Annotated in this window: 20 protein-coding genes; 8 read left to right on the plus strand and 12 right to left on the minus strand. The window is 74.5% G+C overall.

Annotation, left to right across the window (positions count from 1 at the left end; genetic code table 11):
• Positions 1-257: 257 nt before the first annotated feature.
• The gene (locus tag ACWD4A_RS24205) at positions 258-974 is read left to right on the plus strand and encodes a (2Fe-2S)-binding protein (RefSeq protein ID WP_451197134.1); all 717 of its coding nucleotides are present in this window, start codon (positions 258-260) and stop codon (positions 972-974) included.
• On the opposite strand, the gene ACWD4A_RS24210 is transcribed toward ACWD4A_RS24205, so the two are convergent.
• Entirely contained in the window at positions 908-1,639 is a 732-nt protein-coding gene (locus ACWD4A_RS24210; RefSeq protein ID WP_451197135.1) for a PAS domain-containing protein, read from the minus strand. The two genes, ACWD4A_RS24205 and ACWD4A_RS24210, sit on opposite strands and share 67 nt — an antisense overlap.
• 184 nt (positions 1,640-1,823) lie before the next feature.
• Here ACWD4A_RS24210 and ACWD4A_RS24215 point away from each other — a divergent pair, with 184 nt between their 5' ends.
• Entirely contained in the window at positions 1,824-2,039 is a 216-nt protein-coding gene (locus ACWD4A_RS24215; RefSeq protein WP_451197136.1) for a dodecin, read from the plus strand.
• Positions 2,040-2,078: 39 nt separating this feature from the next.
• Here ACWD4A_RS24215 and ACWD4A_RS24220 read toward each other — a convergent pair whose 3' ends face one another.
• From ACWD4A_RS24220 to egtA, 5 genes are read right to left on the minus strand one after another with little or no spacing between them, the layout of a single operon-like run.
• On the minus strand, positions 2,079-2,552 hold the full coding sequence (locus ACWD4A_RS24220) for a universal stress protein (RefSeq protein ID WP_451197138.1): 474 nt from the start codon (positions 2,550-2,552) through the stop codon (positions 2,079-2,081).
• A complete protein-coding gene (gene egtD / locus ACWD4A_RS24225; RefSeq protein WP_451197140.1) occupies positions 2,549-3,523 on the minus strand; it encodes an L-histidine N(alpha)-methyltransferase in 975 nt (324 codons plus the stop codon). Before egtD ends, ACWD4A_RS24220 begins: the two co-directional genes overlap by 4 nt.
• On the minus strand, positions 3,520-4,302 hold the full coding sequence (gene egtC, locus ACWD4A_RS24230) for an ergothioneine biosynthesis protein EgtC (RefSeq protein ID WP_451197142.1): 783 nt from the start codon (positions 4,300-4,302) through the stop codon (positions 3,520-3,522). The genes egtD and egtC overlap by 4 nt, the downstream gene beginning before the upstream one ends.
• Positions 4,302-5,627 (minus strand): ergothioneine biosynthesis protein EgtB, encoded by a 1,326-nt coding sequence (egtB, locus tag ACWD4A_RS24235; protein ID WP_451197144.1) that lies wholly within the window; start codon positions 5,625-5,627, stop codon positions 4,302-4,304. The genes egtC and egtB overlap by 1 nt, the downstream gene beginning before the upstream one ends.
• Positions 5,624-6,910 (minus strand): ergothioneine biosynthesis glutamate--cysteine ligase EgtA, encoded by a 1,287-nt coding sequence (gene egtA / locus ACWD4A_RS24240; RefSeq protein ID WP_451197145.1) that lies wholly within the window; start codon positions 6,908-6,910, stop codon positions 5,624-5,626. Before egtA ends, egtB begins: the two co-directional genes overlap by 4 nt.
• 144 nt (positions 6,911-7,054) lie before the next feature.
• Here egtA and ACWD4A_RS24245 point away from each other — a divergent pair, with 144 nt between their 5' ends.
• Positions 7,055-8,356: a cytochrome P450 gene (locus ACWD4A_RS24245; RefSeq protein ID WP_451197146.1), complete on the plus strand. Its 1,302-nt coding sequence runs from the start codon at positions 7,055-7,057 to the stop codon at positions 8,354-8,356.
• Here the strand turns inward: ACWD4A_RS24245 and ACWD4A_RS24250 are convergent.
• The 4 genes from ACWD4A_RS24250 to ACWD4A_RS24265 all read right to left on the minus strand — a co-directional run bounded on the left by ACWD4A_RS24250 (position 8,334) and on the right by ACWD4A_RS24265 (position 12,385).
• A complete protein-coding gene (locus ACWD4A_RS24250; RefSeq protein ID WP_451197148.1) occupies positions 8,334-9,089 on the minus strand; it encodes a bestrophin-like domain in 756 nt (251 codons plus the stop codon). The two genes, ACWD4A_RS24245 and ACWD4A_RS24250, sit on opposite strands and share 23 nt — an antisense overlap.
• Before the next feature lie 51 nt (positions 9,090-9,140).
• Positions 9,141-9,812, minus strand: a complete 672-nt coding sequence (locus ACWD4A_RS24255) for a hypothetical protein (RefSeq protein WP_451197149.1) — start codon at positions 9,810-9,812, stop codon at positions 9,141-9,143.
• 165 nt (positions 9,813-9,977) lie between these two features.
• The gene (locus ACWD4A_RS24260; protein ID WP_451197150.1) at positions 9,978-10,742 is read right to left on the minus strand and encodes a crotonase/enoyl-CoA hydratase family protein; all 765 of its coding nucleotides are present in this window, start codon (positions 10,740-10,742) and stop codon (positions 9,978-9,980) included.
• The gene (locus tag ACWD4A_RS24265) at positions 10,739-12,385 is read right to left on the minus strand and encodes an isovaleryl-CoA dehydrogenase (RefSeq protein ID WP_451197152.1); all 1,647 of its coding nucleotides are present in this window, start codon (positions 12,383-12,385) and stop codon (positions 10,739-10,741) included. The genes ACWD4A_RS24260 and ACWD4A_RS24265 overlap by 4 nt, the downstream gene beginning before the upstream one ends.
• A 106-nt stretch (positions 12,386-12,491) precedes the next feature.
• Here ACWD4A_RS24265 and ACWD4A_RS24270 point away from each other — a divergent pair, with 106 nt between their 5' ends.
• The 5 genes from ACWD4A_RS24270 to ACWD4A_RS24290 all read left to right on the plus strand — a co-directional run bounded on the left by ACWD4A_RS24270 (position 12,492) and on the right by ACWD4A_RS24290 (position 17,223).
• The gene (locus tag ACWD4A_RS24270; RefSeq protein ID WP_451197153.1) at positions 12,492-13,232 is read left to right on the plus strand and encodes a PaaX family transcriptional regulator C-terminal domain-containing protein; all 741 of its coding nucleotides are present in this window, start codon (positions 12,492-12,494) and stop codon (positions 13,230-13,232) included.
• A gap of 121 nt (positions 13,233-13,353) precedes the next feature.
• A complete protein-coding gene (locus ACWD4A_RS24275) occupies positions 13,354-14,418 on the plus strand; it encodes a glycosyl hydrolase family 18 protein (RefSeq protein WP_451197154.1) in 1,065 nt (354 codons plus the stop codon).
• 74 nt (positions 14,419-14,492) lie between these two features.
• Positions 14,493-15,191 carry a response regulator gene (locus tag ACWD4A_RS24280; protein WP_451197155.1) on the plus strand — a complete coding sequence of 233 codons (699 nt, stop codon included), beginning with the start codon at positions 14,493-14,495 and terminating at the stop codon, positions 15,189-15,191.
• A complete protein-coding gene (locus ACWD4A_RS24285) occupies positions 15,188-16,681 on the plus strand; it encodes an ATP-binding protein (protein WP_451197156.1) in 1,494 nt (497 codons plus the stop codon). The genes ACWD4A_RS24280 and ACWD4A_RS24285 overlap by 4 nt, the downstream gene beginning before the upstream one ends.
• Positions 16,678-17,223, plus strand: a complete 546-nt coding sequence (locus ACWD4A_RS24290) for a hypothetical protein (protein WP_451197157.1) — start codon at positions 16,678-16,680, stop codon at positions 17,221-17,223. Before ACWD4A_RS24285 ends, ACWD4A_RS24290 begins: the two co-directional genes overlap by 4 nt.
• Positions 17,224-17,236: 13 nt before the next feature.
• On the opposite strand, the gene ACWD4A_RS24295 is transcribed toward ACWD4A_RS24290, so the two are convergent.
• Together ACWD4A_RS24295 and ACWD4A_RS24300 are read right to left on the minus strand one after the other, a co-directional pair.
• Complete coding sequence (locus tag ACWD4A_RS24295) at positions 17,237-17,995, minus strand: polysaccharide deacetylase family protein (RefSeq protein WP_451197158.1); 759 nt, start codon at positions 17,993-17,995, stop codon at positions 17,237-17,239.
• Positions 17,996-18,183: 188 nt separating this feature from the next.
• On the minus strand, positions 18,184-20,472 hold the full coding sequence (locus tag ACWD4A_RS24300; RefSeq protein WP_451197159.1) for a heavy metal translocating P-type ATPase: 2,289 nt from the start codon (positions 20,470-20,472) through the stop codon (positions 18,184-18,186).
• Positions 20,473-20,645: the final 173 nt, after the last annotated feature.

The following is a 20,645-nucleotide window of genomic DNA, read 5'->3' on the forward strand; positions in this document are numbered from 1 at the left end:
GTCAACGCCGAGGGTAGCGAGAGGTTGACGCCCTGTCATGATGCTGGGCGCGCCTGGTGTGGCGATCCACGGCGCGGGCGGCACGGCCGGCCGGCCGCCGTGGCCGAGCGGTCCGGCCCCTGCCGCTCCGGGGCGGCGCCGCCGTGCGAGGCTGTCGGTTCCGGGGCGGGGCGCGTGCGCGCCATCGGCGCCGGAGACCCTCCGGCCCCCGCACCGCCCTGACCGCCCCGTACTCGCCGAACGGACCCGCTCCGCCCATGAACCTTCGTGAACTCGCCTCCGTGGGACCCTTCTTCGCCCTCCGTACTGATGGCGGCGGCCCCGGTGATGCCACCGGCTATCTGTCGCTCGCGGACCGGACCGAGGAGGCCGTACGGCTCAGGGTGGCGACCGTGGCGGAGCGCCTCGGGACGGCGGACCGGCGGGTGGCCGCGTCCGTCGCCTTCCAGGGCATCGCGGGGCGGCTGCTGTCGATCGCCCTGGGCTCCGCCGTGCTGACCGGCCGGGTCCCCGACCTCGCCGACGGCCGCCTCGTCTGGCACCCCGGCCGCACGGCCCCCGACGACCTGTGGTTCCCCGCCCCGGCCGCCCTGCCGCCCGCCGACGATCTCGCGGCACAGCTCCGCGAGCACGTCCTGCACGGCCCGCTGGCCGCCCTGCACCGTACGACCCGGGCCGTCGTCCCGGTCTCCGGCAGACTGCTCTGGGGCAACGCCGGGTCGTCGCTCGCCGGGTCACTGCGGGTGCTGCACACCTGGTGCCGGGAACACGGCCGTCCCGGGGACGCGGCCCGCGCGCTCACCCTGTCACGCGCGCTGCTCGACGCCCCGCCGCTGCGCGGCACCGGCATCCTGACCGCTCCCGCACCGGGCGGCCCGGCCTTCGCCCGGACCACCTGCTGTCTGTACTACCGGGTCCTGCCCGGCGGGATGTGCGGCGACTGCGTGCTGCGGCACCCGCCCCGCGCCCGCTGAGGCGCCGGGGCCGGCGGCCACTCCCGCGTGGAGAGCACGCCGAGGACGTACGCCTTGGCCACCAGGGCCGTGCGGTTGGGCACGCGCCAGCGCCGGGTGAGCCGGGTCAGGTGGTAGTTGACGCCGTCCACGGTCAGGCCGACGGCCTTGCCGATGGCGGCCGTCGTGGCCCCGGCGGCGGCCAGCGCGAGGATGTTCCCCTCCACCACGCTGACCTCGGCCATCGGCTCCACCGGGCGGGACAGCGGTTCGGCCCGCACGCGCAGGATCGCCAGCAGCATCGGGTTCGCGGGAAAGGCGTCGCCCACCGGGTCCACCAGCAGCTCGCCCTCGCGCTCCACGCCGTCCGCGCCGGCCAGCCAGCGCACCTCGATCGGGTGACGGGGGCGGCGGCCCAGCCGCAGTGCCTCGATGTGCCGGTCGAGCCGGCCGACGGCCCTGGGCCGGAACAGCTCCTGGAGATTGCGGCCGCGCAGTCTGCCCGGGGCCGTGCCCCACTCCGCGGCCATCGCCGGGTTGGCGACCGTGACCTCGCCGTCCGCCCGGCAGACCGCGATCGGCGTCGGGATCCGGTCGAGCAGCAGCAGAAAGTGATTGCGCCAGCTGGTGTATTCCTCGCCGCCCACGTCCGTACCCGGCCCCTCGCTCGTTCCACGCCCGTCCAAGGGCCCGTCCAGTGCTTGCCCGGCGGGCCGCGTGCGGGAGCGTCGAGTTCCCAACGACTGCAGGATCGTGCAGTTCTGTATACGGGCGATCGAACGACGCGTGTGCGCCCCGGGGCGCAGCGCGCGTGCCGCCAACGGCGGCGCTCGTCTCGCGGGCGGGCGCACCGTGGGTCACGGTGGGGCCATGACCCACCACACGTACCGCGTCACCGAGATCGTCGGCTCCTCGCCGGACGGCGTGGACGCCGCCGTGCGCAACGGCCTCGCGCGCGCCTCGCAGACGCTCCGCAACCTCGACTGGTTCGAGGTCACCCAGATCAGGGGGCACCTGGCGGAGGGCGGCATCGGCCACTACCAGGTCGGCCTGAAGGTCGGCTTCCGGCTGGACGAGGGCGACTGACCGGCACGGGGCCGCTCACGGGACCACTTACGGGGCCGCTTACGGGACCACCGTCACCGGCCAGCGGCCCGCCTTCACCAGGCGGACCGCCACCGAGCCGATGATGCGGTGGCCCGCCTGCTCGGACGTGCCGACGACCACCGCGTCCGCCTTGAGCTCGTCCGCCGCCCTGACCAGCCCGGTGTACGGGTCGTCGCGGAACGTGTGGAACTCCCAGCGCATCTCGTAGACGCCGCGCAGCCGCTCCGCCGTCGCCCGGATCTCGGCGAGCAGCTCCTGCGCCACCTCCTCCGTCATCTCCGCCACCGGGGTGCCGAGGACGGCGCTGCCCGCGAGCAGCGGCTGCACGTAGACCACCGCGAGCAGCGCGTTCTGGCGGCGGGCCAGACCGGCCGCGTAGGCGGCGGCGCGCCACGAGGTGTCGGAGCCGTCGACACCGACGACGATCACTTTGGGCCCGTCCGTGCCGCGTTCGAAACCGGCGGGGATCTTCTCGCTCTGCTCCTCGTTCACGCACCGAGGCTAACCGGCACGGACAGCGAGAGCGCGAAGCGGCTCTCCCGGTCCGTCCACCAGCGGCACATGTCCAGCCCGGCGGCCGCGAGTTCCGCGCGCACCCCGTCGTGCCGGAACTTGGCGGAGATCTCCGTGCGCAGCTCCTCGCCCGCCTCGAAGTGGACGGCGAGGTCGAGCGCGGGGATCTTCACCACGACCGGGGACCGGGCCCGCAGCCGCATCTCGATCCACTCCCGGCGGGCGTCCCAGAGGGCGACGTGGTCGAAGTCCGCGAGGTCGAAGTCGGCGCCCAGCTCCCGGTTGACGACGGTCAGGACGTTCTTGTCGAAGGCGGCCGTCACCCCCGCGGCGTCGTCGTAGGCGGCGACCAGCGTCCGTTCGTCCTTGACCAGGTCGGTGCCGAGCAGGAACGCGTCACCGGGCGCGAGCCGCGCGCGCACGGCCGCGAGGAAGACCGCCCGCTCCTCCGGCCGGAGGTTGCCGATCGTGCCGCCCAGGAAGACGAGGAGCCGGGGGCCCGGGGTGTCCGGCAGTTCGAGACCGTACTGGAAGTCGGCGACGAGGGCGTGCACGGTCAGTCCGGGACGCTCGGCGAGCAGCGTCTCCGCGGCGCCCGCGAGGGCGCTCTCGCTGACGTCGACGGGCACGTAGTGGTCGACGGACGGGAGTGCGTCCAGGAGGTGGCGGGTCTTGTCGGAGGAGCCGGAGCCCAGCTCGACGAGCGTGCGGGGGCGGACGACCTCGGCGACCCCGGCGGCCCGTGTCAGGAGGATCTCCCGCTCGGCGCGCGTCGGGTAGTACTCGGGCAGCAGGGTGATCTCGTCGAACAGCTCGCTGCCGCGGGCGTCGTAGAACCACTTCGGGGGGAGCGTCTTGGGGGTACGGGTCAGCCCGGCGGCGACGTCCGCGCGCAGGGCGGCGGCGGTCGCGTCGGGGGGCAGGACGCGGGTCAGGGCGAACGGACTCACGGAACGGGCTCCTTGCGCGGGACGGCCGGGACGGCCGGGGAGAGGGGGGAGAGCGCGAGTTCGGTGCGGGTGGCGGTGAGCAGGGTGCGGTCGGGGACCTCGGTCCAGCCGGGGTCGTCGTCGTACGGCTCGGAGGCGACGACGGTCCGCCCGGCCGGGCCGTACAGGTACCAGAGCGAGTCGCCCCACGCGGTCGCGGCGACGGTGGTGCCGTCGGTGAGCAGCAGGTTCAGCCGGGAGCCGGGCGCGGCCGCGGCCACGGCCGCCACCGTGTCCGCGAGGGCGGGGCCCAAAGAGCCGCCGCCGCGCAGCCGGTGCTCGACCAGCGCCCAGACGAACGCCGCGTCGCACCGCGCCGCCAGCCGCAGCAGCGCGGCCGGGGGCAGCCCGGCGGCGAGCGGGGCGACGGAGTCCGGCCAGCCGGTGAGCGAACCGTTGTGGCTGAACAGCCAGGGCCCGGCCGCGAACGGCGCCGTGGCGGCCTCCCCGTCCGCGCCCGCCTCGGTGGCGTCCCGCACGGAGGCCAGCAGGGCTTCCGTGCGGACGACCCGGGCGAGGTCGGCGAAGGTCGGGTCGCCCCAGACGGGCCCGGCGCGCCGGTAGCGCGCGGGCACCGGGTCGCCGGGCGCGTACCAGCCGATGCCGAAGCCGTCGGCGTTGACCGTGCCGTGCCGCTGGCGGCGCGGCGCCCACGACTGGCGGACGAGCGAGTGCGGTGGCTCGGTCACGGTCGCGCCCATGGCGGACAGCGGCCCCAGATACGCCAGATGACGGCACATCAGGCGAGTTCCGCGTCACGTGCCGTACGGAAGCCGGCGAAGATCTGCCGCCGGACGGGCCGGTCCCAGTTCCGGAACGTGCCCCGGCAGGCGACCGGGTCGACGGCGAAGGAACCGCCGCGCAGCACCTTGTGCGCGGCGCCGAAGAACACCTCCGAGTACTCGCGGTAGGGGAACGCCCGGAAGCCCGGGTACGGCAGGAAGTCGCTCGCCGTCCACTCCCACACGTCACCGATCAGCTGCCGTACGCCCAGCGGCGACGCGCCCGCCGCGTAGCCGCCGACGGGGGCGGGCCGCAGGTGGCGCTGCCCCAGGTTGGCGCGCTCCGGCGTGGGGTCCTCGTCGCCCCAGGGGTAGCGGCGGGAGCGGCCCGAGCCGGGGTCGTGCCGGGCGGCCTTCTCCCACTCCGCCTCCGTGGGCAGCCGTCTGCCCGCCCAGGCCGCGTAGGCCGCCGCCTCGTACCAACTGACGTGCAGCACCGGCTCGTCCGGCGGAACGGGCTCCGTCACCCCGAACCGCCGCCGCACCCAGCCCGTGCCCTCGCGCCGCCAGAACAGCGGCGCCTCCAGGCCGTGGGCCCGCACCTCGTCCCAGCCCTCCGGCCGCCACCAGCGCGGGTCCGCGTAGCCGCCGTCCTCGACGAACCGCAGGTACGCGCCGTTGCTCACCGGCAGGGTGTCGATGAAATAGGACGGCACGGAACGGGTGTGGGCGGGCCGCTCGTTGTCGAGAGCCCAGGGCTCGGTGGAGGTGCCCATGGTGAACGGGCCGCCCTCGAAGAGGACTTCCGGCGGCAGCAGGCCCGCGTCCGGCGGCGCGGGCGGCGGCTCGGGCGCGCCGAGCGCGGCCGGGCCCCGGCGCAGCTGATGGGTGATCAGCATGGTCTCGTCGTGCTGCTGCTCGTGCTGGGCGATCATGCCGAAGGCGAAGCCCGCCGTCACCAGCGGGGTGCCGTGCAGGGGCGTCGTCCCCAGCAGGTCTAGGACCCGGCCGCGGACGTCCGCGACATAGCGGCGCGCCTCCGCCGGGGGCAGCAGCGGCAGCGCCGGACGGTCGGCCCGCGCGTGCCGGAACGCGTCGTACACCGGGTCGATCTCCGGGCGCAGCGCCGCGCGCCCGCCCACGGCGCGCAGCAGCCACTGCTCCTCCTGGTTGCCGATGTGCGCGAGGTCCCAGACCAGGGGGGACATCAACGGGGAGTGCTGGGCGGTGAGTTCGTGCTCGTCGACGCAGCCGGTGAGGGCCCGGGTGCGGTCGCGGGCGGTGGTGAGGGCGGCCACGGCGTGCCGCCGGAACCGTTCGGGATCCGGCTCGACAACGGTCATGAGGGGCCCTCCTTGCCGAGGACGCGGTCGAGGACGTCGTCGGCGGGACAGCGCCCGCGGTCGACGTAGCGTGCGGTGAACTCGTCGACGGCGGCGAGGACCCGGGGCGGCGCCCCGAGCCGGGGCAGCGCCTCGCGGGCCGCGGCGAAGCAGGTGACCGCGGCGGCGTGCAGCTCGGGGTCGGCCAGACCGTGGCGCGCCGCGTTCCGCCACAGGGCGTTGCGCGGCGCGGGCTCCTGGCCCGCGGTGTCCGCGAGGGCCTTCACCGCCCGGTAGGAGGTCTCGGCGGCCACCGGGTCGTCGAACAGGGCGGCGGTGACGGCGAGCGGCACCAGCCAGCCGTCCTCCCCGGGCTGGGCGTCGATCATGCGCAGCTCCAGATGGCCACGGGGCCGCACCGGCGGGAACAGCGTCGTCAGGTGGTAGACGACGTCGTCGGCCGTGGCCCGCCGGGGACGGCCCGAACGGACCCAGCCGCGCAGGTCGAGACCGGCCGGAGGCCGCCAGGACCCGCCGTCTTCCGACCGGACGCACATCACCGGCGCGTCCAGCGCGTACCGCGCCCAGGCCCCGCGCGGGTCCGGGCCCTCCGCCGGGGCCAGGGTGCGCCCCGGGTCCATCAGCGTGTACGTGGCCTGCCGGCCGGACCGCCAGCCGGTCGGACGGCCCAGGCGCAGCGGGGAGTTGGCGAACGCGGCGACCAGCACCGCGCCCAGCAGGTGCGCGAGCCGCCAGCGCCGCCCGAACCCCAGCGGGCCGGGCTCCTCGAACCCCGCGTCCACGCACACCTGGACCGACGCCGTACGGCACATCACGGTGCGCCCGGCCCCGTTGAACAGGTCGTAGTGGGCCTCCATCGCGTCGTAGCGGGGAGTCTCCAGGACGCGGCGGGGCGGCTGCCACGGGTCCTGGCCGTAGCCGGCGAGGGCGAGCCCGAGGCCGCGCAGCGCGGGCCGGGCGAGGGCCAGATCGGCGGAGACCTCCGCCACACAGGAGGCGAGGGAGTCCGCGGGCCGGGAGCTGAACTCCACCTGGCCGCCGGGTTCGACCGTGATCAGGGACCTCAGCGGCAGGGCGCGCAGCCGGTCGACGGCGGCTGCCAGCAGGGACGGGGGGACGGGACGGGCGGGATCGCGGAGATCGTGGACGAGCCATTCCAGCTCGACGCCGAGGAGGCGCGGTGGCCCGGTCTTGAAACAGATCCCCCTCACCAGGGCGTCGGCCTCGGCCTCGCCGACGATCGGGGCGGGACCCGCCCCGTCACGGAACTCGGTGTCGGTCATCCGTCCGTACCTCCGTCCGTTGCCCGAGCCCTCCGTCCGCGCGCGGCCGGTCGCCGCTCCGCGTAACGCCATGGGCGCAGGGTTCCTCCGTCATTGTGGCGAGCCCTTGACGAGCCCGCCAGAGGAGGGCGTACGGTCCCGGACGTGACCGCACCCGAGGTGACCTCCGACGTCTTCCTCCCGGCGACCTACGCCCGCGGAGTGCCGTACGCCCGCTTCCGGGAGTTACGGGCGAACAGTCCCGTATGCCGGATCGGGGAACCGGCCGTCGGACCCTGGCCGCCGGGCCCCGGCTACTGGGCCGTCTTCCGGCACGCCGACGTCAAACACGTGCTGCGCACCCCCGGGACCTACTCCTCGTACCTGGGCGCCACCCAGATCGCCGACCCGGACACCCCGGAGCACCTCGCCTTCGTCCGGGCCATGATGCTCAACCAGGACCCGCCCGGCCACGTACGGCTGCGCCGCATCGTCGCCTCCGCGTTCACCCCGCGGGCGGTGCGGGAGCTGGAGTCCGTCATCGAGGCCCGCGCCCACGCCCTCGTCGACACCGTCGAGGGCCGGGGGGAGACGGACTTCGTGGCGCTCTCGGCGGACCTGCCCGTCTGGGCCCTCGCCCACCTCATGGGGGTGCCGGACGAGGACCGGCGGCTGCTGTACGACTGGTCGAACCGCGTCATCGGCTACCAGGACGCCGACCACGCGCGGTCCAGCACCGCCGACCCCGCGACGCTGAGCCCGATGGGCCGCGCGGCCCTCGCCCACCGCCCGGCCACGCTCGCCCGGCCCGACGGCACCATGATCAGCCCGCGCTCGCGCGAGGCCCTCGCCGACATGTTCGCCTACGCCCACGCACTGGCCGACGAGGTGCGCCCCGGCAGCGTGATGGCCCGCATGTGCGAGGCGGGCCTGACCCGCGACGAGTTCGAGACGATGTTCTTCCTCTTCGCGGTGGCGGGGAACGAGACGCTGCGCAACGGCATACCCGGCGCGCTGCTGACCCTCCTCGACCACCCCGACCAGTACGAACTCTTCCGCACCCGGCCGGACCTGACGGCATCGGCGGTGGAGGAGACGCTCCGCTACTGGCCGCCCGTCATGGACTTCCGCCGCACCGCCACCCGGGACACCGAACTCGGCGGGGTGCGCATCCGGCGCGGCGACAAGGTCGTCGTCTACCACGCCTCCGCCAACCGCGACGAGCGCGTCTTCCCCGACCCCGACCGCTTCGACATCACCCGCACCCCCAACGACCACGTCAGCTTCGGCTCCGGCCCCCACTTCTGCCTGGGCGCCCACCTCGCGCGCGTACAACTGCGGGCCATGCTGCGGGCCGCCGTCGACCGGCTGCCCGGCCTGGAGCGGGCGGGCGAGCCGGTGCGGCTCGCGTCCAACCTCCAGAACGGGCTCAAGCGCCTGCCGGTCAGATGGCGAACAGCCGCCTGAACGGCTCCGAGGCGTCCGCGACGTCATGGCCGAAAGGCGTGTTGAAGTCCCAGATGAGGAAGAGGAGGAAGGCGATCAGCGCGCTGTAGAGCCCCGCCAGCAACAGCTCGCGGGGGGAACGCCGGATCTGCAGCGTGAAGACCAGCCCCACCGCCACCAGCGCCCCCGCGATCAGCCCGAACCACACCACGCCCGGCATGGTGTCGTCCGCGTTCTGCGCCCGCGCGCTGCGCCCGGCGTCCGCGGCCCCCACCTGGTCCAGCAGCGGCTGGTAGGACTGCGCCTCGTGGTCGTTGCGCGGCACGTAGGAAGTGACGTCCTCCCGCACCTTGTCGAGCAACTGCCCGCTCCGGTCCGTGATCTCGCCCCGCCTGAGCATGACCGGCCACTCCTTGTGCACCACATAGCTCACATAGGCATCGACGTCCTCGCGGGTGCGGTCCCGCACGGCCGGGGCGTACGCCTGGACCCGCTCGTCGACCTCGTGCAGCGCCTGCGCCTCCGCGCGGACCGCGTCCTGCGCGGTGTTGCGCGCCTCCCAGACCCCGGCGATCGCGAGACCGAGGACGATGGCGTACACCACCCCGATCATCATCGTCATGTACTCGATCACATCGGGGGTCTCGGACGGGTCGTCGTCCGCGCCGACCCGGCGGTCCCGGAGCACGGTGATCGACAGCACGACCACGCACGCGACGGCCATCGCGATGGTCAGGACCAGCCACTCGGACAAGGGGAACCTCCGGGAGAGCTCAGGGGGGACAACGGTGCGGGTGCCGCGCGGTCAGTTCCGGCTGCCGCCACCGCCGCGCGGCCGCAGCAGCGCGGCGGCGAGCACGGCCGGGGCGGTGAGCACCAGGGTGAGCGTGACCAGGGAGGAGCCGCCGCGCGGTGGTTTGACCGCCGTCTGGTGGTAGGTGCGGACCGCGACGTGCGGGGTGGGGGAGGCCACGGGGGCCGGTGCGGGAGGCGGGCTCGGGGGCGCGGGCAGCTCGGGGGGCGGCGCGGGCGCGGCCTTCTTCGGCGGTGCGGGCCTCGGCACCGGTGCGGGAGGCGGGGGAGGAACGTGGCGCGGGGGTCGGGGCGCGTGCGCGGCGGGTGGCCCCGGCGCGGGTGACCACGGCGGTACAGCGCTCGGTGGCACCGGACACCGGGGGCCGACGACCGCCGAGGAGATCCCGTCGTGCGCGGTGACCGTCACACAGCCCGGCCCCCTGATGACCACCGAGGGACCCGTGCCCGACCCCGAGACCCGCACCTGCCGGTGGCGGCCGTCGTCGATGACGGCCGAAGGCCCTCCGTCACCCGGCCCGCCCTCCGTCACCCGGACCATGGGCGGACGGCTGGGGTCCGGATCGGCGTCCGCCGTCGGCGCGGCCGCCGCTGTCGCCAGCGCGACCGCACAGGCCGCGAGGCCCGTGCGCCCTGCCCGTACCCACCCGTTCGCGCCGCTCACGACGGAGAGCTTGGTGGCCGCGTGCACCTTTCGGCAAACCAGGCGCCCCAATCCCCCCGATGGGGTGAAGAGTTGTGTGTGCCGTGAACGGGATGTTCGGGTAACGCCGCTGTGCAGGGCGGGATTCCTGGAGCAGCAGGGGGGAGCGGCCGCCCGTCGGTCAGCTCACAGCCGGGAGAAGTCCCCGTGCCGCCCGGCTCCCGCCGCGAAGCGGGCCGCCCCCTCGGCGGCCCCGGCCAAGGATGCCTGCCCGTGGGCGAGTTCGACGGCCATCGCCCGCTCCTCCGGGAGCCCCTCCTGGTCGAGCAGGGAGGCCCGGTCGCCCCGCAGGCACGCCTGCGGGAAGCGGGCGATCTCCGCGGCCAGTTCCTCCGCCGCCGCGCGGGCCCCGCCGGGCGGCACCAGCCGGTTGGCGAGCCCCATGGCGTACGCCTCCGGAGCGGGCACCGGGCGGCCCGTGAGGACCAGGTCCAGCGCGCGGCCCGCCCCGATCAGCCGGGGCAGCCGGACCGTGCCGCCGTCGATCAGCGGCACGCCCCAGCGGCGGCAGAAGACGCCGAACACCGCGTCCTCCTCCGCCACCCGCAGGTCGCACCAGAGCGCCAGCTCCAGCCCGCCCGCCACCGCGTGCCCGCTCACCGCCGCGACGACCGGTTTCGACAGCCGCAGCCGCGTGGGCCCCATGGGGCCGTCGCCGTCGGCCGCGATCCGGTTGCCCCGCTCCGTGCCGATCGCCTTCAGATCGGCGCCCGCGCAGAACGTACCGCCCTCGCCCCACAGCACCGCCACCCGCGCCCCGTCGTCGGCCTCGAACGCCCGGAACGCGTCGGCCAGCAGGGCGGCCGTCGGGCCGTCCACGGCGTTGCGCGCCGCCGGGCGCGACAGGATCACCGTGGTCACCGGGCCGGAGCGCTCCGTGCGGACCGTCACAGCGCCTCCTTCGCCCGTGCGCGGTCGAGGACCGGCCCCAGATCCGCGCCCGCGGGCAGCGTGCCGAAGGCGTACCCCCAGTCGCCGCCCAGCCGGGAGGCGCAGAACGCGTCGGCGACCGCCGGGGTGCCGTACCGCACGAGCAGGCTGCCCTGGAGCACCAGCGTGAGCTGTTCCGCGACACGGCGCGCCATCAACTGCGCGCGGTGCGGGTCGGAGAACGAGCCGAGGAGCTCGCGCAGCCGGGCCGCGGCGGCGTCCAGCCGGGCGTCGGCGCCCGCCGCCGCGCCGACCTCCGCGAAGTAGGCGTCGAGGACGCCCGGTTCCCGGGTCAGCGCGCGCAGCACGTCCAGCGCGCCCACATTGCCCGAGCCCTCCCAGATGGACAGCAGCGGCGCCTCCCGGTAGAGCCGGGGCATGCCGGACTCCTCGACGTAGCCGTTGCCGCCCAGGCACTCCAGGGCCTCCGCGGCGTGCGCGCTGCCGCGCTTGCACACCCAGTACTTGCCCGCCGCGAGCGCCAGCCTGCGCAGCGCGGCCTCCCCGGCGTCCCCCGCCTCCGACCGGTCGAGCGCCGCCGCCAGCCGCATCGCCAGCACCGTCGCCGCCTCCGACTCCACGGCCAGGTCCGCCAGCACGTTGCGCATCAGCGGCTGGTCGATCAACTCCGCCCCGAACGCCCGCCGGTGCGCCGTGTGGTGCAGCGCCTGCCGCAGCCCCGCGCGCATCCCGGCCGCCGCCCCGATGACGCAGTCGAGCCGGGTCATGTTGACCATCTCGACGATCGTGCGCACCCCGCGGCCCGGCTCGCCCACCGGCCAGGCCACGGCCCCCTCGTACTCGATCTCCGCCGACGCGTTGGACCGGTTGCCGAGCTTGTCCTTCAGCCGCTGGAGCCGCATCGCGTTGCGCGTGCCGTCGGGCAGCACCCTCGGCATGAGGAAACAGGTGAGCCCCTCCGGCGCCTGCGCGAGCACCAGGAACACATCGCTCATCGGCGCCGACGTGAACCACTTGTGCCCGGTGAGCACATACGAACCGTCACCCGCGGGCACCGCCGCCGTCGTGTTCGCCCTGACGTCCGACCCGCCCTGCTTCTCCGTCATCGACATACCCGCGATCAGCCCCCGCTTGCCGAGCGGCGGCCGGAGACCGAAGTCGTACGTGCGCGACGCGAGCAGCGGCTCGTACGCGGCCGCCAGATCCGGCTGGGCGCGCAGCGCGGGCACGGCCGCGTACGTCATGGAGACCGGACAGCCGTGCCCCGCCTCCGCCTGCGCCCAGACGTAGAACTTCGCGGCGCGCACCAGATGGGCGCCCGCGCGCGGCTCGGCCCAGGGCGCCGCGTGCTGCCCGGAGGCCACGGACTCCGCCATCAGCTGGTGCCAGGCCGGATGGAACTCGACCTCGTCCACCCGGTGCCCGTACCGGTCGTGGGTGCGCAGCACCGGTGGGTGCGCCTCCGCCAGCCGCGCCCGCTCCTGCACCTCCTCCGACCCGGCCCGCGCCCCCAGCGCGCACACCTCCGCCTCGCCCCAGCCGCCGCCGTCGCGCCGCAGCGCCTCCAGCAGCGCCGGGTCGTCGGCCGTGGTGAAGCCGGTCAGCGGCGGGGCCTGGTTGAACACTTCATGGGTGGCGCTCATCGGGACCTCCGGACGGACGGGGCACTCATCGGCGTTACAGTTCTACTTGGCGTTACAGTTTTATGATGTGTGATCCAGGACTGTAATGAACAGGGTTTCGACAACCATGGACGACACCGGCACCGCCATGCCCCTCCGGCCGCTGACCGCGCGCTCGGTCGTGCTCTCCACCCTGCTGGGCCACCATCCGCCCGCCCTGCCCGCCCGCGCCCTCGTCCGGGCCGGCGCGCTCTTCGGCACCGCCGAGGGCACGGTCCGCACCGCCCTCACCCGGATGGTCGCCGCCGGCGACCTGGAACAGCGCGACGGCACCTACCGGCTCACCGACCGCCTCCTCGCCCGCCAGGCCCGGCAGGACGACAGCCGCGCGCCCCGCACCCGCGCCTGGCACGGCGACTGGGAGATCGCCGTCGTCGCCGACGGGCGCCGCGCCCCCGCCGACCGCGCCGCCCTCCGCCAGGCGATGACCGCCCTGCGCCTCGCCGAGCTCCGCGAGGGCTGCTGGCTCCGCCCCGCCAACCTCGTCCGCGACCGGCCACCGGTGATCACCGAGCAGTGCGCCGTCCTCGCCGGCCGCCCCGAGGCCGCCCCCGCGGAACTCGCCGCGACGCTCTGGGACCTGGACGGGTGGTCGGCGCGGGCGAACGCGCTGGAAGCGGCGCTCCGCCCCGGAAGCCTCGCCGAACAGTTCACCGTCTCGGCGGCGGTCCTCCGCCACCTGCTCGCGGACCCGGTCCTGCCGGGTGCGCTGCTGCCACGCGACTGGCCGGGGGAGCGGCTCCGCGAACACTACGAGGCCTTCGACGGAGCCTTCCGGAAACTGCTGCGGGGGCACCTCGGGGTGTAGGGGCTTCCCCCCGCCCCGCCCCGGGCCCGTGCTCGGGTGCGGCCCGGCGGGACAGGGAAACAAACCCACGTGCGGGGCAACCGCACTCGCGCCGTCGCCCACCGCGTACAACGCTGGCCCTATGATCCGCACCCGCGCAGGGGTCCTGGCCGCCCTGGCCGCATTGAGCGCCGCCCCCGCGGCTCCGCCGCAGACACGGAGCGTCTCGGCCTGGATGCCCTACTGGGAACCCGGCGCCTACCGCGACGCGCTCGCGCACGCGGACCAGCTGCACACCGTCAGCCCCTTCTGGTACGAGGCCACCGCCGCCGACCGGGTCGAGGCCCATCCCGGCGCCGGTGACCGGGCCGTGATCGACGGGCTGCACGAGGCCGGGATCGCGGTCGTGCCCACCGTCACCGAGACCCTCGACGCCACCGCGATGGCCGGGCTGACCGACGACCCGAAGGCCCGCGCCACCCACGTCGACACCTTGCTGCGGCTCGCCACCGGCCTCCCGTACGACGGCCTCGACCTCGACTACGAGCGGATGAACGAGACCGCCACCACCCCCGACCTCGTCCGGCGCGTGCGCACCGGTTTCACCACCCTGGTCGGCGAGGTCTGCGCCAGGCTGCACGCCCTGCGCAAACAGTGCACGGCCGCCGTCTTCCCCCGCTCCGCCACCCCCGCCCACGACGAGGGCCCCGTCTACGACTACGCCCGCCTCGGACGCTCCCTCGACCGGCTGCGGATCATGGGCTACAACCTGCACAACGCCCTCGACGAGCCCGGCCCCCTCTCCAGCCCCGACTGGTACGACGAGATCCTCCGCTACGCCACCGCCCGGGTCCCGGCCGACCGGATCGAGATGGGCGTCCCGGCCTACGGCTGGGACCACCGGACCGGCGACCCCGCCCGCGCCACCCACCGCACCGCCCGCGAGGCGGAGGCGCTGCGCCGCCGCGTCGGCGCGCCCTACGCACTCGACCCCGGTTCCGCGACCCCGCACTTCTCCTACACCGAGGAGGACGGCACCCGGCGCGAGGTCTGGTACCAGGACGCGCGCGGCACCGCCGCCCACCTGTCCGTGCTCCACCGCCACGGGGTCGAGGGCGTCGCCCTGTGGGCGCTGGACTTCGAGGACCCCGGGCTGTGGCCCGTACTCGGCGGCGCCCCACCGCCCACCGGCACCCCGGGAATATGAGCACTCGGTGACAGTTCCACCGGCCGGAGGGCCGAACGTCGCAAGAATGTGCTGATGGGACGGATACTGGCCGCATGTCACGCGTGCTGCTGATCGAGGACGACCGGGCCGTCAGGGAGGGCGTCACCCTCACCCTGCGCCGCCGCGGCCACGAGGTCGAGGGCGCGGCGACCGGAGGGGCCGGTCTCGCCGCCATGGAGAGCTTCCGCCCCGACCTGGTGCTCCTCGACCTGATGCTGCCCGACATGAGCGGCTTCGAGGTCTGCCGCAAGATCCGTGCCACCCGGCAGATCCCGATCATCATGCTCACCGCGCGCGGCGACGACATCGACGTCGTCCTCGGGCTGGAGGCGGGCGCCGACGACTACATCGTCAAGCCCGCCCGGGGCGAGGTCCTCGAGGCCCGCATCCGCGCCGTGCTGCGCCGCGCCGCACCGGGCGACGGCGGCCCCGACCCCGCCGCCGCGCAGCCCGTCGAGACGCACGGCGACCTCAGCATCGACCGCGCGGGCCTGCTCGTCGCCAAGCACGGCCAGGACCTGCCGCTCGCCCCCTCCGAGATGAAGCTGCTGCTCTACCTCTCCGCGACACCCGGCCGGGTCTTCAGCCGCCAGCAGCTCCTGGAGCACGTGTGGGAGCACAGCTACCACGGTGACGCCCGGCTCGTGGACGCCTGCGTGATGCGGCTGCGCACCAAGGTCGAGGAGTCCACGCGGTCCCCGAAGTACATCCAGACCGTGCGCGGTTTCGGCTACCGGTTCGGACCCCTGTGAGGCCGAAGCGCCCGGTCCTGCGCAGGCCCGAGCTCCGCCGTCCGACGCTGCGCGCCGTCGCGGGCGGCCTCCGGGCCCGGCTGGTCGTCGCGTTCCTGCTGGTCGCGGCGCTCAGCGCGCTCACCACGGCCGCGCTGACCTTCCGCTCCGCGCGCACCGCGATCCTCAAGCACACCCAGGACACGGCCATCGACTCCCTGCGCTCGCAGGTGAACTCGCAGGTGCCCGACTACACCTTCCCGCTGACCCCGCAGGCCCAGCAGGAGCTCAGCCACCGGCTCACCGCAGCCGGCGCCGCTCAGCGCTGGATCATCCACGTGCGCTACCAGGACGGCCCCCTGCTGCCCGCCGGGGACAACAGCGACCGGAGCATTCCGCGGGGGCTCCAGAAGAAGGTCCGCGACGGCATCCCGGCCTTCCAGCGCATGGACATGGACGGCTCGCCCTGGCTCTCCATCGGCCTGCCCGTCACCTACCGGGACACCGGCAGGGCATCGGGCCTGGAGGTGTACGCGCAGATGGCGCTCCGCGAGGACGAGGCCAATGTGCGCGCCCTGGTCCAGGCCGCGCAGAACGGCGCCCTGCCCGCGATCGCGGTGGCCGCCGTGCCCGCGCTGATCGCCGCGCGCGGTGTGCTGCGGCCGGTGCGCGAACTGCGCCGCGCCTCCCGGAAGATCGCCGCGGGCGAGCTCGACACCCGGCTGCGGGTGACCGGCCGCGACGAGCTGGCCGACCTCTCCCGCACCTTCAACGACATGGCGGAGGCCCTGGAGGAGAACGTCGCCGAGCTGCGCCGCATGGAGGCCAACTCCCGGCGCTTCGCCGCCGACGTCTCGCACGAGCTGCGCACCCCGCTGGCCGCCATGACCGCGGTCGTCGACGTCCTCGACGAGGACGCCGCCACGCTCGACCCCGACACCGCCTACGCGGTCCGGCTGATCAGCGAGGAGACCGGGAAGCTCGCCCGCATGGTCGAGGACCTGATGGAGATCTCCCGCTTCGACGCGGGCGCCGCCGCCCTCCACCTCGACGAGGTCGACGTCTCCGAGACCGTGCGCAAGACCCTCCAGGCGCGCGGCTGGCAGGACAAGGTGGCCGCGGACCTGCCCGAGGGCATCCGGGCCCGGCTGGACCCGCGCCGCATCGATGTCGTGGTCGCCAACCTCGTCGGCAACGCGCTGAAGCACGGCGGGGAACCGGTGCGCGTCGCCGTACGGGCCGAGGAGCGGGACACCGGCGAGCGGCTGCTGATCGAGATCGCCGACCGGGGCGCCGGCATCGACCCCGAGGTGCTGCCGCACGTCTTCGACCGGTTCTTCAAGGCCGACTCCGCCCGCGCCCGCTCCGAGGGCAGCGGCCTCGGCCTCGCCATCACCCTGGAGAACGTCCGCCTGCACGACGGGGAGGTACGGGCGGCCAACGCACCCGGAGGAGGCGCGGTGTTCACCGTCGACCTGCCCCTGCGGCGCGGCGGGGGTGAGCAGGCATGAGGAAGCACCGTGCCGTCGGCGCCGCCCTGCTGGCCGCCACGCTCGCGGGCTGCGGTGTCACCACCACCGGCGTCATCGACGTGGGGGAGCCCGCCACCGGGGCCAGGCGGCAGCAGGCCAACGTCCATTACGTCCAGCTCTACTTCATGACGCCGACCGGCATCGTGTCCTCACCCCGCGAGGCCGGGGAGAAGGTCGGCGCGGAGGACGCCATCGCCCTGCTGCTGAAGGGGACCAACCAGCCGGAGAAGGAACGCGGTTTCTACTCCGACCTGCCGAAGCTGAACGGCGAGGTCCACGTCACCACCGGCACGATGCGGGTGGGCATCCAGCTCCCGAACAACGTGCTGAAGCTGTCCCCCGTGGCCCGCAGCCAGCTCGTGTGCACGGCCGCGACCGCCGAAGTGCCCCCGGGGCGGCAGATCCACGACGTGAAGGTGGAGCTCAGCGGCGGCGGCTACGTCAGCTCGGACCTCGTCTGCGACAACAACAACGCCTTCCCGGCGGGCAGTCTGCCCAGCCCGGCGTCGCCGGCCCCCTAGGGGCGGTGGCCGGTCAGATCTTGGGGAAGCTGAAGGTGTAGCCCTGCTGCTTGAGCCACGGCAGCAGCCGCGCGAGCGCCTCCACGGTCTGCGCGCGCGAACCGCCGCCGTCGTGCATGAGGATCGTCGGGCCCTTGCTCAGCTCCCGCTTCGCCGTGTCCAGGATCTTGTCCACGCCCGGGTGCTCGAAGTCCTTGGTGTCCACGTTCCAGCCGAGCGGCCGCATCCCGTTCTCGGCGGCGATCCGCCGGCTGTCGGGGGTGAACGCCCCGCCCGGCGCCCGGTAGTAGCGCACGGGCTCGCCGCCCGACACGTCCTCGATCATCTTCTTCGCGTCCAGGATCTCCTTCTCCTGGTACGCCACCGGCTTCTTGTCCATCGTCGTGTCGTGCGACACCGAGTGGTCGCACAGCCGGTGCCCCGCCGCGACGACCTTCTTCACCAGGTCCGGGTGCTTCTGCGCGTTCGGGCCGATCATGCAGAAGGTCGCCTTGGCACCGTACTGCTCCAGCAGGGCGAGCACCTTGGGCGTCCAGGTGGCGTCCGGGCCGTCGTCGAAGGTGAGGTTGACGGTCTTGCCGGGGTCCTCCGAGACCCGGACGATCTCGTCGCTCACGGCCTTGCCCGGCACCGGACGGTCCGTCACCGGGCTGCTGCTCCCGCCGCCCCCGCCGTGCTCGGCGGCCACCGCGATGGTGCCCGCGGCTATCGAGAGCACCGCCGCCGCGGCCGCGATCCGGATCGTGTGCTTCTTCTGCAGCTGCAGCGCCATGGCTTCTGCCCTCCCTGTCGGCGGTGTCTGTCACCAGCGAAGAGGCGCCGGGACCGACGGAGGGTGCCTCTGTTACGGATTCATCATCAACCGGGGACACGGGGCTCATCTCCCGCCGGGGAAAGGCCCGTCCACGCCGGAGGGCGGGCCGGGATGCCCGGCCCGCCCTCCCGATGTCCGACGGTGCGTCAGGGTGCTGTCGGGGTGCTGTCGGGGATCTGCACGGCGCGGAAGCCGCGCAGCCGCAGGCTGTTGCCCACGACGAACACCGAGGAGAAGGCCATCGCCGCCCCCGCGATCATGGGGTTGAGCAGCCCGGCGGCCGCGAGCGGCAGCGCGGCCACGTTGTAGCCGAACGCCCAGAACAGGTTGCCCTTGATCGTCGCGAGGGTGCGCCGCGCCAGCCGGATCGCGTCCGCCGCCACCCGCAGGTCACCGCGGACGAGGGTGAGGTCGCCCGCCTCGATCGCCGCGTCCGTGCCGGTGCCCATCGCGAGCCCCAGGTCCGCCTGCGCCAGTGCCGCCGCGTCGTTGACCCCGTCGCCGACCATCGCGACCGAACGGCCCTCGTCCTGCAGCCGCTTGACGACGTCGACCTTGTCCTCCGGCATGACCTCGGCGATCACCTCGTCGATGCCGACCTCGGCGGCCACCGCCTCCGCCGCGGCCCGGTTGTCGCCGGTCAGCAGGATCGGGGTCAGCCCCAGCGCCCGCAGCCGCCGGACCGCCTCCGCGCTCGTCGCCTTCACCGCGTCCGCGACCTCCAGCACCGCCCGCGCCTCGCCGTCCCACGCCACCGCGACGGCCGTGCGCCCGGCCGACTCCGCCTCGCCCTTCGCCCGCGCCAGCCCGGCGGGCAGCGGCATCGCCCACGCGTCGAGCAGCTTCTCCCGGCCGACGAGCACCGCGTGCCCGTCCACGACGCCCTGCACCCCGAGCCCCGGCACGTTGGCGAAGTCCTCCGGTACGGGCAGCGTGCCGACCCGCTCGGCGGCGCCCGCGGCGACGGCCCGCGCGACGGGGTGCTCGGAGGCGTGCTCCAGCGCGCCCGCGAGCCGCAGCACGTCGGCCTCCGCCGTGCCCTCGGCGGTGTGCACCGCCAGCAGCGTCATCCGGCCGGTGGTGACGGTACCGGTCTTGTCCAGGACGATCGTGTCGACCTTGCGGGTGGTCTCCAGGATCTCCGGGCCCTTGATGAGGATGCCGAGCTGCGCGCCCCGGCCCGTACCCACCATCAGCGCCGTCGGCGTCGCGAGGCCCAGCGCGCACGGGCAGGCGATGATCAGCACCGCCACCGCGGCCGTGAAGGCCGCCGTCAGGCCCGCGCCGCCGATCAGCCAGAACGCGAACGTACCGAGCGCGAGGGCCATGACCACGGGCACGAACACCGCGGAGATCCGGTCGGCCAGCCGCTGCGCGGCCGCCTTGCCGTTCTGAGCATCCGTCACCAGCCCGGCTATCCGGGCCAGTTGGGTGTCGGAACCGACCCGGGTCGCCTCGACGACCAGCCGCCCGCCCGCGTTGAGCGTCGCCCCGGTGACGCCGTCGCCCACCCCGACCTCGACCGGCACGGACTCGCCGGTGAGCATCGAGGCGTCCACCGCGGACGCGCCCTCGACGACGGTGCCGTCCGTGGCGATCTTCTCACCGGGCCGGACGACGAAGCGGTCGCCGACCATGAGGTCCTCGACGGGGACCAGCTCCTCGCGGCCCCCGCGCAGCACCGTCACCTCCTTGGCGCCCAGCTCCAGCAGCGACTTCAGCGCGGCCCCCGCCCTGCGCTTGGACCGGGCCTCGAAATAGCGCCCGGCCAGGATGAACGCCGTCACCCCGGCGGCCGCTTCGAGGTAGATGTTCTCCGCGCCGTCACCGCGCGCGATGGTCAGCTCGAACGAGTGGGTCATCCCCGGCATCCCCGCGCCGCCGAAGAACAGCGCCCACACCGACCACAGGAACGCCGCCGACGTGCCCACCGAGATCAGGGTGTCCATGGTCGCCGCCCCGTGCCGGGCGTTGGTCCAGGCGGCACGGTGGAAGGGCCAGGCCGCGTAGGTGACCACGGGTGCGGTCAGCGTCAGGGACAGCCACTGCCAGTACGTGAACTGCAGGGCGGGCACCATCGCCAGGACGACCACCGGCACCGCCAGCACGACGGAGGTCACGAGGCGCTGCCGCAGGACGCGCAACTCGCCGCCCCCGTCGTCCGGGTCGTCCTCCTCGGGCGCCGGACCGGGCGCCGGGCCCGTCTTCCGCACGGGCCGGGGCACCGCGGCGGTGTACCCCGTGGCCTCCACCGTGGCGACGAGATCGGCCACCGTGAGGCCCTCGCGGTAGGTCACCCTGGCCTTCTCCGTGGCGTAGTTGACGGTGGCCTCGACACCCTCCATGCGGTTGAGCTTCTTCTCGACGCGTGCCGCGCACGAGGCGCACGTCATGCCGCCGATGGTGAGTTCGACCTGCGTGGCGGTGGTGGACATCGCTGCTCCCGGGACCGAGGTGAATACCCCTGGGGGGTATCTGACTGAGACATGTATACCCCCTGGGCGTATGGCGTGCAAGGGTTCGACGGCGATCCGGGAAGAGGGTTGCGACCGAGAGATGACCTCCCCGACACGGTCAGCGCCGGACCGGCAGACCGTGGATAACGGCG

The sequence above is a fragment of the Streptomyces sp. NPDC002537 genome (assembly GCF_053594975.1).